Origin of the sequence: Rhodococcus sp. 7Tela_A2, from assembly GCF_049311045.1 — a bacterium.
Classification (GTDB): domain Bacteria; phylum Actinomycetota; class Actinomycetes; order Mycobacteriales; family Mycobacteriaceae; genus Rhodococcus.
This window is the reverse complement of the sequence record NZ_JAXION010000028.1, coordinates 1-14,152: the sequence shown is the minus strand read 5'-3', so window position 1 is coordinate 14,152 and position 14,152 is coordinate 1. Positions and strand designations below refer to the sequence as shown.

13 protein-coding genes and 1 pseudogene are annotated in these 14,152 nt (G+C 68.6%); 6 read left to right on the top strand and 8 right to left on the bottom strand.

Features of this window, described 5'->3' with window-relative positions; translation table 11 throughout:
- The first annotated feature begins 35 nt into the window (after positions 1-35).
- Complete coding sequence (locus TVH25_RS07695) at positions 36-1,058, top strand: oxygenase MpaB family protein (RefSeq protein ID WP_422423740.1); 1,023 nt, start codon at positions 36-38, stop codon at positions 1,056-1,058.
- Between the two features lie 4 nt (positions 1,059-1,062).
- Positions 1,063-1,602, top strand: coding sequence for a hypothetical protein (locus tag TVH25_RS07690; protein WP_296548998.1), 540 nt, complete (start codon positions 1,063-1,065; stop codon positions 1,600-1,602).
- A gap of 37 nt (positions 1,603-1,639) precedes the next feature.
- On the opposite strand, the gene glpD is transcribed toward TVH25_RS07690, so the two are convergent.
- A complete protein-coding gene (glpD, locus tag TVH25_RS07685; protein ID WP_422423756.1) occupies positions 1,640-3,355 on the bottom strand; it encodes a glycerol-3-phosphate dehydrogenase in 1,716 nt (571 codons plus the stop codon).
- A 129-nt stretch (positions 3,356-3,484) separates the two neighbouring features.
- Between glpD and glpK the strand changes: the two genes are divergently transcribed.
- Positions 3,485-4,999, top strand: coding sequence for a glycerol kinase GlpK (gene glpK, locus TVH25_RS07680; protein ID WP_296548997.1), 1,515 nt, complete (start codon positions 3,485-3,487; stop codon positions 4,997-4,999).
- A gap of 23 nt (positions 5,000-5,022) precedes the next feature.
- Here glpK and TVH25_RS07675 read toward each other — a convergent pair whose 3' ends face one another.
- The 4 genes from TVH25_RS07675 to TVH25_RS07660 all read right to left on the bottom strand — a co-directional run bounded on the left by TVH25_RS07675 (position 5,023) and on the right by TVH25_RS07660 (position 8,885).
- Positions 5,023-6,060: an alpha/beta fold hydrolase gene (locus TVH25_RS07675; protein WP_422423739.1), complete on the bottom strand. Its 1,038-nt coding sequence runs from the start codon at positions 6,058-6,060 to the stop codon at positions 5,023-5,025.
- Positions 6,061-6,152: 92 nt separating this feature from the next.
- On the bottom strand, positions 6,153-6,968 hold the full coding sequence (locus TVH25_RS07670) for a MerR family transcriptional regulator (RefSeq protein WP_422423738.1): 816 nt from the start codon (positions 6,966-6,968) through the stop codon (positions 6,153-6,155).
- A 14-nt stretch (positions 6,969-6,982) separates the two neighbouring features.
- Positions 6,983-7,411 carry a VOC family protein gene (locus TVH25_RS07665; protein ID WP_422423737.1) on the bottom strand — a complete coding sequence of 143 codons (429 nt, stop codon included), beginning with the start codon at positions 7,409-7,411 and terminating at the stop codon, positions 6,983-6,985.
- Between the two features lie 76 nt (positions 7,412-7,487).
- Entirely contained in the window at positions 7,488-8,885 is a 1,398-nt protein-coding gene (locus TVH25_RS07660; RefSeq protein ID WP_169619860.1) for an NAD(P)H-quinone dehydrogenase, read from the bottom strand.
- Positions 8,886-9,063: 178 nt separating this feature from the next.
- On the opposite strand from TVH25_RS07660, the gene TVH25_RS07655 reads away from it, so the two are divergent.
- Positions 9,064-9,534, top strand: coding sequence for a gamma-glutamylcyclotransferase (locus TVH25_RS07655; RefSeq protein ID WP_169619861.1), 471 nt, complete (start codon positions 9,064-9,066; stop codon positions 9,532-9,534).
- Positions 9,535-9,552: 18 nt separating this feature from the next.
- On the opposite strand, the gene TVH25_RS07650 is transcribed toward TVH25_RS07655, so the two are convergent.
- From TVH25_RS07650 to TVH25_RS07640, 3 genes are read right to left on the bottom strand one after another with little or no spacing between them, the layout of a single operon-like run.
- Positions 9,553-10,710 carry a M20 family metallopeptidase gene (locus TVH25_RS07650; RefSeq protein ID WP_169651661.1) on the bottom strand — a complete coding sequence of 386 codons (1,158 nt, stop codon included), beginning with the start codon at positions 10,708-10,710 and terminating at the stop codon, positions 9,553-9,555.
- A complete protein-coding gene (locus tag TVH25_RS07645) occupies positions 10,707-11,867 on the bottom strand; it encodes a M20 family metallopeptidase (protein ID WP_378527661.1) in 1,161 nt (386 codons plus the stop codon). Before TVH25_RS07645 ends, TVH25_RS07650 begins: the two co-directional genes overlap by 4 nt.
- Before the next feature lie 49 nt (positions 11,868-11,916).
- Positions 11,917-12,615 carry an enoyl-CoA hydratase/isomerase family protein gene (locus TVH25_RS07640; protein ID WP_169619864.1) on the bottom strand — a complete coding sequence of 233 codons (699 nt, stop codon included), beginning with the start codon at positions 12,613-12,615 and terminating at the stop codon, positions 11,917-11,919.
- 65 nt (positions 12,616-12,680) lie between these two features.
- Between TVH25_RS07640 and TVH25_RS07635 the strand changes: the two genes are divergently transcribed.
- Together TVH25_RS07635 and TVH25_RS07630 are read left to right on the top strand one after the other, a co-directional pair.
- A complete protein-coding gene (locus TVH25_RS07635) occupies positions 12,681-13,493 on the top strand; it encodes a purine-nucleoside phosphorylase (protein WP_422423736.1) in 813 nt (270 codons plus the stop codon).
- Positions 13,490-14,152, top strand: a pseudogene (locus TVH25_RS07630) (phospho-sugar mutase); the annotation flags it as partial. The gene TVH25_RS07635 and the pseudogene TVH25_RS07630, both read left to right, overlap by 4 nt.

Sequence of the window (14,152 nt, the reverse complement as noted above, 5' to 3'; positions counted from 1 at the left end):
TTGACTACGTGCCGGACAGATCCTACTCTGACAACATGCGTAGTCAGTATCCCGGCGGTCAGGGCGTCGACGAGCCGGCACCGGACGAGACGACGGCCCGTCCGGCTGCGGCACCGCCCGAGCCTCTCGGCCCCGACTCGCTGACCTGGAAGTACTTCGGCGGGTGGCGCGGCATGCTGTTCGGGCCGTGGGCCGGGTCCATGCAGAACATGCATCCCGGCCTCGGTGCCGGCGTCGAGGAACACTCGGAGTTCTTCGACGAGCGCTGGGAGCGCCTCTACCGGTCGCTGTACCCGATCTACGGAGTCGTCTTCGACGGCCCGCGGGCACCGGAGACCGCCGCGCAGGTACGCGGGTACCACAACACCATCAAGGGCGTCGACAAGAAGGGACGCAAGTACAACGCGCTGGACCCGGGCACGTTCTACTGGGCACACTCGACCTTCTTCTACAGCCTCATGGTGTCGATCGAGTGGTTCGACGGCCCGCTCACCCTCGAGGAAAAGCACCGGCTCTTCGACGAGCACGTGCAGTGGTATCGCCTCTACGGCATGCCCATGCATTCGGTCCCCGAGTCGTGGGAAGCGTTCCTGGAGTACTGGGATCACATGTGCCGCAACGTGCTCGAAGACAACAAGGCGACCCGCGACGTCCTCGACCTGTCGAACCTCGATCGACCGCCGTTCCTGCGGTGGTTCCCCGAACCGGTCTGGAAAGCGCTGCGTCCGCCGGTCGTCGCCGGGTTCTCCTGGCTCACCGTCGGCCTCTACGACCCCCCGGTACGCGACCTGCTCGGGTATCGCTGGAGTACTCGCGACGAGAAGATCCACGCCCTCGTGGGCCGCGCGATCGGTCTGGGCGGCAAGGTCGTGCCGAAGCGTTTCCGCTATCACCCGCGCGCCCGAGCGGGCCTCGATCGCGCCGCCGGCCGCATCGCCCGGGACGCCCCCGTGTTGCACACCCCGGGCCGTAATCTGCCGCCCGTGGACCGCCGCGACTCGCCCGTGCATTACAGCCCGAAAGTCACGTCACGGCACCGGCCCGGTGTGACACGCTGACGGGGTGTCCCCCACCCCGGCTCGCGACGCACCACGCCGGTTGGTTGCGTCCCGCCGTGTTCCGCTGTCACGCAACGCGGCGGCAAGCCGGATAAGTGCGTACGTCTACGGCAACGTGCTCGTCCTCGCAGCCCTGGTTCCGATCACCACCACCAGGCAATACATCGGCATCGCGATCGTGCTGGGCACCGCGCTCTCGACGTTTCTCGCGCACGTGTTCGCAGAATCGGTCTCGCAGAGCGTGCGGTCGGCGCGCCCACTCACCGGCGCCGAGCGCTGGGTGGAACTCCGCAACTCGGTCCCGATCCTGTCGTCCGCGTCGCTGCCGTGCCTCATTCTTCTCACGGCGTGGCTCGGGTGGCTCGAACCTCGTACGGCACAAGTGCTCGCCGAGGTGGCGATTCTGATTCGCATCGGTTCGACGGTGTTCGTCGTCCAACGCCTGCAGGGCCGCCCCGCCGGAACCACAACCGTCTTCGCGGCGGTGGGGTTGGCCCTGCTCGCGTCGGCGGTCGTGGTCGTCAAAATCGCGCTGACGCACTGAGATCAGAAGCGTCCGGCGTGGCGAGACCACGCCCGGGTCACCGGGTGATCGGTACCGGCTCCAGGATCTCCCCGCGTGCTTCGGGGGCCGCCACCCGCAGGGCATCGGCCGACTCGTCGTCCGGCTGGGTCTGCGACAGGATTTCGGCCTCCACCCGGGCCCGGTAGATGTCGACCTCGCGATCGACCGTCTCGTCGTCCCAGCCCAGCAGCGGTGCGACGAGCCGCGCCACCTGCTCCGCGCAGTGCACCCCCCGGTGGGAGTACTCGATCGCGATCCGGGTGCGCCGCGCCAGGATGTCCTCGAGATGCAGGGCGCCCTCCGCCGCGACCGCGTACACCGCTTCCACCTGAAGGTAACGCGGCGCATCGGTCAGCGGCTCGAGCAATTCGGGCCTGTTCTTCGCGTGCTCGAGGACCTGGTCGATCATCGAGCCGTACCGGTCGAGGAGGTGCTTGACCCGATAGGGATGCAACCCGTATTCCTCGGCGAGGGACATGGTCTGGTTGACCAGCGCGAAGTACCCGTCGGCGCCCACGAGGGGCACCTTGTGCGTGATGGAGGGGGCGATCCGTGTCGGGATGTCCTCGGCGGCGAGATCGACCGCGTCCTCCGCCATCACGCGGTAGGTGGTGTATTTGCCGCCCGCGATGGCGATGAGGCCGGGTGCAACCCGCGCGACCGCGTGTTCGCGCGACAGTTTCGAGGTCTCGTCGCTCTCCCCCGCCAGCAGTGGCCGTAGCCCGGCGTACACCCCGTCGATGTCGTCGTGGGTGAGTGGCACCACGAGCACACGGTTGACGTGATCGAGAATGTAATCGATGTCCGCTTTCGTGGCCGCCGGGTGGGCGAGATCGAGGTTCCAGTCGGTGTCGGTGGTGCCGATGATCCAGTGATTGCCCCACGGGATGACGAACAGCACGGACTTCTCGGTGCGCAGGATGATCGCCGAGTCGCTCACGATGCGATCACGCGGAACGACGATGTGGACGCCTTTCGACGCCCGCACCCGGAATCTGCCCCGCTGGCGGGACAGCGCCTGGATCTCGTCGGTCCACACACCCGTCGCGTTGATGACGGCGCTGCCACGCACGTCGATGACAGAGCCGTCCTCGCTGTCGCGCACACGGACCCCCGCGACTCCGTCGGCTTCCCGCAGGAATCCGACGACCTGGGTGGACGTCCGGACAACCGCCCCGTAGTGCGCGGCCGTCCTCGCGACCGTCATGGTGTGGCGCGCATCGTCGACCACGGTGTCGTAATACGAGATTCCGCCGGTGAGCGAGGACCGCTTGAGACCGGGGACCATACGCAGCGCGCCCGCCCGCGTCAGGTGCTTCTGCGCCGGCACCGACTTCGCGCCACCCATCCGGTCGTACAGGAAGATCCCCGCCCCGATGTACGGACGTTCCCATACCCGATGGGTAAGCGGAAAAAGGAATTTCAGCGGCTTGACCAGGTGCGGAGCGAGGGTGGTCAGCGCAAGTTCGCGTTCGCGCAGCGCTTCTCGCACCAGACCGAACTCGAGTTGTTCCAGGTATCGCAAACCGCCGTGGAACATCTTCGACGACCGGCTCGACGTCCCCGATGCGTAATCGCGGGCCTCCACGAGCGCGACCCGCAGTCCTCGTGTCGCCGCGTCGAGCGCCGCACCGGCTCCGACGACACCCCCGCCGATGACGATGACGTCGAATTGTTCGGTGGCGAGTTGCCGCCATGCGTCGGCGCGCTGTCGCGGTCCGAGGGGTTGCACACCTGGTTGATTCACCGCACCGCTCCCGTGAGTCGCCGACGTATCCCCGACAAGGCTAGTAGTTTCGACCGCGCAGCGCGCAGTAGATGCTGCCCTGAGCCATCCCGTCCGCCCTATCGAGGATCATCCGTGAACCAGTACATCGCCGCGATCGACCAGGGCACCACCTCGAGCCGGTGCATCATCTTCGACCACGACGGCCGGATCGTGTCCGTCGCGCAGAAGGAACACCGGCAGTTCTTTCCGCGCGCCGGATGGGTGGAGCACGACCCCGAGGAGCTGTGGCTCAACACGCGCGAAGTGGCTGCTGTGGCACTGGCCAAAGCGGACGTGCGCAGGCAGGACATCGCCGCGATCGGCATCACGAATCAACGCGAGACGACCGTCGTCTGGGACCGTACGACAGGCAAGGCGGTGTACAACGCGATCGTCTGGCAGGACACGCGAACCGACCGCCTCGTCGAAGAACTCGCGGGCGACGCCGGCGCGGACCGCTACCGCGATGTCACGGGCCTTCCGCTCTCGACCTACTTCGCGGGCCCGAAAGTGCGCTGGATACTCGACAACGTCGACGGTGCCCAGGAGAGGGCAGACGCCGGGGACCTGGTGTTCGGCACCATCGACAGCTGGATCGTATGGAAACTGACGGGCGGTGCCGGTGAAGACGGGCACGGACCGGGAGTCCACATCACCGACGTCACCAACGCCTCCCGCACGATGCTGATGAATCTGGACACGTTGCAGTGGGATCCGGAGATCTGCGCGGATTTCGGGATACCGGTCTCGATGCTTCCCGAGATCCGGAGTTCGTCCGAAATCTACGGGCACGCCCGCGAACGCGGACCCTACGCGGGCGTCCCCATCGCCGGGATCCTCGGCGACCAGCAGGCCGCGACGTTCGGTCAGGCCTGCCTGTCCCCCGGCGAAGCCAAGAACACCTACGGCACAGGGAACTTCCTGCTCCTCAATACGGGCACCACACCGGTCCGCAGCGAACACGGACTGCTCACCACCGTGTGTTACCGCATCGGGGACCGGCCCGCCGTCTACGCGCTCGAGGGCTCGGTCGCCGTCACGGGGTCGCTCGTCCAATGGCTGCGCGACAACCTGGGGATCCTGCGGTCCGCCGCCGAAATCGAGCAACTCGCCGCATCCGTGCCGGACAACGGCGGGGCATACATCGTGCCGGCCTTCTCGGGCTTGTTCGCACCGCGCTGGCGCCCCGACGCGCGCGGCGTGATCACGGGTCTGACCAGGTTCGTCGACAAACGGCACCTCGCGCGGGCGGCACTCGAAGCCACCGCGTATCAGACCCGGGAGGTCATCGAGGCGATGTACGCCGATTCGGGCGTCGAACTCCACACGTTGAAGGTGGACGGGGGAATGGTCGTGAACGACCTGCTCATGCAGTTCCAGGCCGACATCCTCGGCGTGCCGGTCGTGCGGCCCGTGGTCGCCGAAACCACCGCTCTCGGTGCGGCATACGCAGCGGGACTGGCCGTGGGCTACTGGGACGGTGAGGACGACATCCGGCACAATTGGGAAGCCCAGAAGACGTGGGAGCCGACCATGCGCGGCGACGAGCGCGAACGCCTGTTCGCCGGATGGAACAAGGCGGTCGAGCGCACCTACGGCTGGGCCTGACCACACCACGTCCTCGCGGGCGGTCACTCCCGTTCGGCGTCACACCAGAATTCGGGAAGCTTCACGGCCAGAAAGTCTTTCGCTTGCATAGGAAGCGAATGCGTGGTGTCGGGCACGATATCGACCGTCGCATTCGGGAGCCGGTGGGCTCGCTCGGCGGCAGACCTGCCTCCGGCGAGCGAATCTCGTTCTGCGATAGCGACGTACGTGGGCATCACCAGCGAAGTCAGCGCGGCGTCGTTCAACGGTGACGGGGTCGGGAGTTGCGCCGAGAAGTGTTCCGAAGCGGCGGCGATCATCTTCGCCATGTCGTCGTTCGGGTCGAACTCGGCGCCTCCCAACTTTCCCAGTGCGGTGTTGTGCCAGCTCTCGGGCAGGAACGGGACGGTCGAGACCATCGCCCATGCGAGCATGCGCACCGGCGGGTACGCAAAGGTGAACACGGGTTCGAGCAGCGTCAACGAGCGGACGCGCTCGGGGAATCGGTGAGCGTAGGCCGCCGCGCTCGCGCCGCCGAACGAATGACCGACGACGTGAGTGCCCTCGGGTGCGAGTTCGTCGAGCACCTCGGAAATCCACAATGCCTGCTGCGCGGACGAGCACAGCGGAACACTCTGGATCGACAAACCGGCATCACCGAGCGCGTCGAACGCGAGCACACGACGGCGAGGGAGGAACGTCCCGAGATTGTCCGCCCACATGGGCACACCCGAAGACATGCCCGGGATCAGGACGACCGGAACTGCACCGTCCGCCCCACCCGAGAACCATTCGTACACGCGTACCGACCCGAATCGGGTCACGATGTCGCGGGTCGTGGTCGGTGGCGGAAGAGCAGACATCGCGCGGTCGTAGGCCTCGACATAGATCCTGCGCCCCTCGGCGTCCCGGAAGTGGCCGATGCCCGGGGCTCCGAAGAAGAACTGTCGGATCCCCGCCACACCCGCTGCGGCCAGCACGACCGTCAGCGACGTGCCGGTGCGGCGCAGCCACCGGTGAGGGCTGCGGCCGAGTCGTGAAGCATCCGGCCGGACGTCCCCGCTGTTCGCGCGTTCGCTCATGAGGCACCCCGAGGCCGACGGTTCGAGTTTTACAGTATAAGAACATTTGATCCGGTGATCGGTACTCTCCGGACCGAGGCGGCCCAACGCACCTACGGCCGAGCCCACCCCGGTCGGTAGTCCTCGGGCACGGGATGCACCACGCGCGTGCGCATCTCGTCTTCACCGACCACCGCTGGGTCGGCGAGGTAGTACTCACGCACAGGGCCTTCCACGGGCACACCGTCGTCGGCGAGACGCGCGAACAGCACGTGATAGGCGACCGGTAGCAGCGCCGGCGCGCCCCTGAAGTCCACGCCCGCAAAGACCCCGCCGGGCAGGGTCACGGTCTGCGCCTCGACGGCCTCATCCAGCCGGGCGCCGGCGCCGATTTCCAGACCCACCCCGAACGAGACCTCGCCGTCGAGCGCGGCGGGGTATCGGCCGACGACAGACGCCGACCCGTCCAGACCATACCGCCGGGCCTGCGCGAGCAGGGTGCCGATCGCCTCCGAGGCGGCCTCGTCGAGCGTCTCCGCCGCGGCACAGGATTCTCTCCACAACACCGTTGCCGCGTCGATGTGGTGCACGGCGACGGGAAGATCCGCGTCCACCGCGTTCCCCAGGGAATCGACGAGAGCGAAGGACCGGGCCGCGCGCGCCGCGTCCCGTTCGATGCGGGCGCGCTCGGCCGCGAGCACCTCGCTCCCCTGCGCCGGATCGCTGAGGAACGCCCGGATCGCCGCGACCGACACATCCGCACGGCGAAGCAATCCGATCCGCAGCGCCGTCGCCAGTTGTGACGGCGCGTAGAAGCGGTAGCCGGTGCCGGGGTCCACGCGGTCCGGGGTGAGCAGTCCCTCGCGGTCGTAATACCGCAGTGCCTTCACCGTCAGCCGTGCGGCGCGCGCGAACTCGCCGATGCTCATCCAGCGCGCCTCTGTCATTGCGGCCCGCCGGAGACCGCGGCGCTCTCGGCGAGGTCGCCGGCGTACGGGATCACCGTGATCACGTCCACGAGCAGTCCGTCGGGGTCGGTCGTCATGAAGTGCCGCTGCCCGAAATCCTCGTCCCGGAGCGACAACGCGATCGGCAGTTCCGCTGCGATCGCCGCGGCGTGCACCCGGTCGACGTCCTCGACCTCGACCGAGACGAGCACCCCCGCCGGCGCCGCCGCCCGGAATCCCTCGGGGACGGTGTGGTGTCCTCGTTCGACGAGTCCCAGTTGCACGGACTCGCCACCCGGGGCCTGCAATTGCACGTACCACCCACTGTCGAAGACGACGGCGAGGTCGAGCAGTCCGGTGTAGAAGTTGCGGCTGCGGGCCACGTCGGCGGCCGGGACCACGGGAAAGATGCTGTTGATTGTCATGCACCCACCCTCGTTCCTCCCCCGAGGGGAGAGTCAAGCCCCGGCGCGCCACGCGGTTTCGCCGCGCCGTGCGGGGTCAGTCCAGGTCGTCGTGACGCATCAGCTGGCGGGCTGCCTCGGTCACCGAGCCGCTGAGCGACGGGTAGACCGCGAACGTCTGCGCCAGGTCCGCCACGCTGAGATTGTTCTGCACCGCGAGTGCGATCGGCAGGATCAACTCGGATGCGGTGGGTGCGACGACCACGCCGCCGATCACGACGCCCGTCGCGGGCCGGCAGAAGATCTTCACGAAACCGCGACGCACTCCCGACATCTTGGCGCGGGGGTTGGTGTTGAGCGGCAGCATGACCGTCCGGGCGGGAACCTCACCGGCGTCGATGGTGGCCTGGCTCACGCCGACCGCCGCGATCTCGGGACGGGTGAACACCGCCGCCGCAACGGTCTTGAGCTTGATCGGGCTCACGCCCTCGCCGAGCGCGTGGTACATCGCGATGCGGCCCTGCATGGCGGCGACCGATGCCAGCGGCAGCAGTCCCGAGCAGTCACCTGCGGCGTAGATCCCGGGAACCGCGGTGCGCGAGACCCGGTCGACGGGCAGGAATCCACCACGGTCGAGTTCGAGCCCGACCTTGTCGAGCCCGAGTCCCTGCGTGTTCGGGACGGAACCGACGGTCATGAGCGCGTGGCTGCCCTCGACGATCCTGCCGTCGGCGAGCAGCACCCGGACACCGTTCTCGGTGCGCTCGACGGCGTCGGCACGGGCGTGCTTGACGAGGGTCACGCCCCGCTCGGCCAGGACGTCTTCGAGTACGAGCGCTGCGTCCTCGTCCTCGTGCGGCAACACGCGGTCGCGGCTCGAGACGAGGGTGACGTGCACCCCGACCTCGGTGTACGCGGATACGAACTCGGCGCCGGTGACACCGGAACCCACGACGACCAGCTCCTCGGGCAGGGTGTCGAGGTCGTACAGCTGGCGCCACGTGAGGATGCGTTCGCCGTCCGGCTCTGCTCCCGGCAGGATCCGGGGACTCGCGCCGGTGGCGATCAGGACCACGTCGGCGTCGAACACCTTCTCCTCGCCGGTGTGGAGGTTGGCGCGGACCTTGTGCGCGGCCATACCCGGCTGGCTGTCGATGAGTTCGCCGCGCCCGGAGTACAGCTTCACCCCGGCCGCCTCGAGCTTGGTGCGGATGTCGGACGACTGCGCGCGGGCGAGACTCTTGACGCGGGAGTGCACCTGCGGCAGGGCGACGGTCGCGCCCTCGAGTTCGATGCCCAGGTCCCCGGCACGCCGCATGTCCGTACGTACCCCGGTGGACGCGATGAACGTCTTGGACGGGACGCAGTCGAACAGGACACACGCACCGCCGATTCCGTCCGAATCGATCAGTGACACCGATGCGCCGTATTGTGATGCGACCAGCGCGGCCTCGTATCCCGCGGGGCCGCCGCCGATGATGACAATCCGGGTCATGGTTCTCCTCTGTATCGATTCCGAAGGGTGCCGGGGGACGAGCGCAACGCACGCGGGGGTGTGCGGGCGTCCCCGACAACGCTATGCCACGGGCATGCCCACTCGCATACGGACCTGGCAACACAGGCGACGAGCGCCCCTGATCTTGCGGCGGGCGGCGACCCGTTAGCCTTATGCCGTGCCGATCTACGCCGCCTACGGGTCCAACATGCATCCCGAGCAGATGCTGAAGCGCTGCCCGCACTCCCCGATGGCGGGGACGGGCTGGCTGCACGGGTGGCGGCTGACATTCGCGGGCGCCGATATCGGCTGGGAAGGCGCTCTCGCCACAGTGGTCGAGGATCCGGCGGCGAAGGTCTTCATCGTCCTCTACGACGTCACCGAAGACGACGAGCGCAGCCTCGACAGCTGGGAAGGTGCCGAACTCGGGTTCCATCGCAAGATCCGCGTGCGCGTCGACACCGCCGACGGACCCGTGCTGGCGTGGCTGTATGTGGTCGACGGCTACGAGGGCGGTCTCCCGTCCGCGCGCTACCTGGGTGTGATGGCCGACGCCGCCGAGATCGCCGGAGCGCCCGCCGAGTACGTGCGGGATCTGCGCACTCGTAACAGCCGCAACGTGGGCCCGGGGCGTCCCGACAGCTTCTAGACCCGGCCCCCGGGCGAACTACCCGACGCCCAGCGCCAGATTCGTCATCACCCGGACACCGACGGCAAGGGCTCTCTCGTCGAGATCGAAGCCCGGCTGGTGGATGTCGAGCTGCGGCCCGCTGCCCGACCACACGCCGAGGCGGCCCATCGCGCCCGGCACATGCTCGAGATACCACGAGAAGTCTTCTCCGCCACCGGATTGCGGAGTGTCGGACAACGCGTCCGGTCCGACCGGACGGATCGCGTCCTCGAACATGCGGGCCGACTCCGTGTCGTTGACGACAGGTGGCACGCCACGCAGATAGTTCAGTTGATACCGCACACCCGTCGGTGCCAGGAGTCCGTGCACGATTTCCCGCACCATCGGCTCGAGCAGTTGCCAGGTCGCGTGGTCACCGGTGCGTACGGTGCCGGCGAGCATGCCGGTGCGGGGAATAGCGTTGGGCGCCTTGCCCGCACTGACAGCGCCCCACACCATGACGGTTCCGGTGCGGGGATCGATGCGCCGGCTCAGCAGTCCCGGCAAGCCGGTGATCACCGCACCCAGCCCGTACACGAGGTCGCCGGTGAGGTGCGGGCGCGACGTGTGACCGCCCGGAGAGTCCAGGACCAGTTCGACGGTATCTGCCGCGGACGTGATCGCGCCGGTCCGCATCCCGACCTTGCCCGCCTCGAGCCGCGGGTCGCAGTGCAGCGCGAAGATCCGCGACACCCCGTCCAGGCCACCGGCGGCGACCACGTCGAGAGCGCCGCCCGGCATCACTTCCTCGGCGGGCTGGAACACCAGCCGCACACCGACCGGCAACTCGGGCATCGACGCGAGCGCGAGACCCGTACCGAGCAGCACCGTGGTGTGTGCGTCGTGGCCGCAGGCGTGAGAGACACCCGGCACAGTCGACGAAAACGGCAGACCGGTCATCTCCTGGAGCGGCAGCGCGTCCATGTCGGCACGTAGCGCGATACGCGGACCGCCGGTGGGGCCCAGGTCGCAGATGAGGCCTGTTCCGCGAGGCAGCACCTTCGGAGCGAGTCCCGCGGCGGTCAGGTGCCGCGCGACGAACTCCGTCGTGGCGTACTCCTGACGTGCGAGTTCCGGATTGGCATGCAGATGCCGGCGCCAGGCACTGAGATCTTCGGTGTGCGCGCCGAGCCACTTCTCCACGTACGGATTCATCGGCGCTCGACTCCCTCGAGCAACCGGGCGCGCTGGACGGGATCGGCGGCAGCGCGCGCAGCGGTCGCTGCGAGAGCACGCGCGCCGTCGAGAACTGCGCGGTCGGCCGAGTCGGTGACGCATGCCGCGGCGAACGCTTCCTGATGCGTCACGGCACCACCGGAGTCCAATCCGATGACCGGATGAATTCCTGGCACCACGTTCGTCACGTTTCCCATGTCGGTGCTGCCCAGCGGGCGCGATCCTTCCTCTTCGGCGGGCAACGGCGCGCGGCCGAGCCCGATGATCTCCTCACGATATGCCTGCACCAGCCACGGGTCGGGTGTGAGCTCCGTGTAGGGCGGCGACACCGTCCTGATCCGGTGTGTGCAGCCCGTCGCGAGTGCGCCGGCTGCGAAACAGCCCTCCGCACGCCGGCCGAGGTCGTCGAGCAGTTCGGCCGAGGTCGCGCGCAGGTAGTAGAGAAGCTCGGTGTGGCCGGGCACGATGTTGGGGGCGGCGCCGCCGTAGCCGACGATGCCGTGGATCTGCTGGCCCGGGTGCAGGTGCTGCCGGAGCAGGCCGACGGCGACCTGCGCGACGGTGGCGGCGTCCGCGGCGTTGCGCCCGTGTTCCGGGGCCGCGGAGGCGTGGGCCTCGCGGCCCAGGTAATCGACGGCGATGTCGGAGAGTGCGAGCGAGGTCGCACCGGTGATGTCGATCGGTCCGGGATGCACCATCATCGCCGCGCCGACGTCGTCGAATACTCCGCGTTCGAGCATGAGGACCTTGCCGCCACCGGTTTCCTCGGCGGGCGTACCGATCACGCGGACGGTGACGCCGAGTTCGTCCGCGAGCGCGGCCAGACCGATGCCCGCGCCGACCGCGGCCGCAGCAATGATGTTGTGCCCGCACGCGTGTCCGATGCCGGGCAGCGCGTCGTACTCGGCGCAGAACGCGAGCACCAGGTCGCCACTGCCGAACCGGGCATCGAAGGCGGTCGGCAGGTCGGCGATACCGGTGCGCACCTCGAAACCGCAGCCGCGCAGCACGTCGATGATCTTCGCGGCGCTGCGGTACTCCTCGAAGGCGAGTTCCGGTTCGGCGTGAATCGAATGCGACAGCGCGACCAAGGTGTCTGAAGCAGCCTCGATCGCGCTGTCGGCAAGTGTCGTCACGCTGTCCAGTCTGTCATGCCGGACCGACCCGACGGATCGGGCAGCAGCGTCAGCCGAGCACGAAGTTCGACGCGTCCGTCCGTATCTCGAGAGCAGCGATCAGAGGAGCATGCAGACCACGCTTGATGGTCGTGAGGTTCTTGCCCCGGGTGCCGGTGAGCGCGGCGGCGCGTTCGACGGCCGCGGCGAGTACCGCGTCACCGTCGACGGTCTGCTCGACGATGCCGGACGCCACGGCGTCGGTGCCCCCGTAACGGCGACCGGTCGTGATGGCCTCCACCGCGGTCTGGATCGGCAGCCGGGACCGGACCAGCGCCGACATCCCCACCGTGAACGGCATGTTCAGCTGCACCTCGGGCAGGCACCAGAATCCCCGGTCCGCTCGCATGACACGGAAATCATGGGCCAGCGCAAGCATGGCTCCGGCACCGAACGCGTGGCCCTGCACGGCAGCGACCGTGGCGGCGGGGAAGGTCAGTATCCGCACGTAGAGGTCGTGCACGGTATCGAGGTACCCGGGCAGTTCCGTCAGGTTCGCGAACACCCAGTCGGTGTCGAGTCCGTTGCTCCAGAACTTGCCCGTCGCTGCGGTGACGAGGGCCGCGGGGCCGTCGTGCGCTTCGACCTCGTCGAGCAGCGCGCCGATCGCCGCGAGCCGATCCGGGTGGAAACGGTTGTCCGTCGCTTCCGCGTCGCGGTCGCCGAGGTGCAGTACGAAGACGTCGCCGTCGCGTTCGAGATAGGGCATGCGAGCCAGGATAACGCCCGTGGTTACTCGCAAGTAACCACGGCCGGGACGTTAGGGTCCGTGTCATGGGACACCCGGACGTCATTCTCGATCCCGCAGCCGAAGCGATCGCTGCCGCCGCCGTCATCGCCGAACGTTCGTCGGTGCCTGCGCACGGCGTCGCCGTCGTCCTGGGCTCGGGGTGGCGCGCGGCCGTCGAGAGGTTCGGCACGCCCGTCGCCACCGTGCCGATGAGCGAACTCCCCGGCTTTGCGCCGCCCACCGCCGCCGGGCATCCCGGCACCGTGCACTCGGTGCGGGCAGGCGACAACGCGGTTCTCGTTCTGGCGGGCCGCAGCCACGCCTACGAAGGTCACGACCTCACCCGTGTGGTCCATCCCGTCCGCACGGCCGTCGCTGCGGGCGCGCACACCGTGATCCTCACCAACGCCGCCGGCGGTATCGATCCCGGTTTCGCGGTAGGTCAGCCGGTTCTGATCTCCGACCACCTCAATCTCACCGGCCGGTCGCCGTTGCGAGGTGCCCAGTTCGTGGACCTCGTCGACGCGTATTCCGCAGATCTACGTGCACTCGCCCGCGAGATCGACCCCAGCCTCGCCGAGGGCGTCTACGCGGGACTGCCCGGCCCCCACTACGAGACGCCCGCGGAGATCCGGATGCTGCGCACCCTCGGCGCGGATCTCGTGGGCATGTCCACCGTGCACGAGACGATCGCCGCGCGCGCCGCCGGTGCGCGGGTGCTCGGCGTCTCCCTCGTCACCAACGCCGCCGCCGGCATCACCGGCGCGCACCTCGACCACGCGGAAGTCCTCGCGGCGGGTCGCGACGCAGCCACCCGGATGGGCGATCTGCTCCGCGACCTGGCAGCGCGGCTGTGACGCTGCGTTTCGGCACCGCCGGGCTGCGCGGCCCGGTGGGCGACGGGCCCGACCGGATGAACGTGCCCGTGGTCGTCCGTGCCACGGCGGGGCTCGCACAGTGGCTGACCGCCCGTGGTCACGGCGGTGGCACCGTCGTCGTCGGGCGCGACGCCCGGACCGGCTCGGCGGACTTCTTCGCTGCCGCGGCGGAAGTCCTCGCGGCGGCCGGGTTCGACGTGGTGGCACTGCCCCGCCCGCTTCCCACTCCCGTCACCGCGTTCGCGGTACGTGACCTCGGAGCCGTTGCGGGAGTTCAGATCACGGCGTCGCACAATCCCGCCGGCGACAACGGCTACAAGGTGTATCTCGCGGGCGGTGCACAGTTGGTCGCACCCGCCGACCGTGAGATCGAAGCCGCGATCGATGCGGCACCGGACGCGGCACAGATTCCGCGCACCACCGTCGTCACCTCGGGTGAAGAACTTCTCGAGCGGTATCTCGCACGGGTGGCGACGTTGCCGCGCTCACCCCGGCGCGATGTGCGGATCGCCCTGACCCCGCTGCACGGTGTCGGCGGGGAGACCGCCGTCGCTGCGCTGCGCGCCGCGGGGTTCGACGACGTGCATGTCGTCGCGTCGCAGTTCGCCCCCGACCCCGCCTTTCCCACGGTCGCCTTC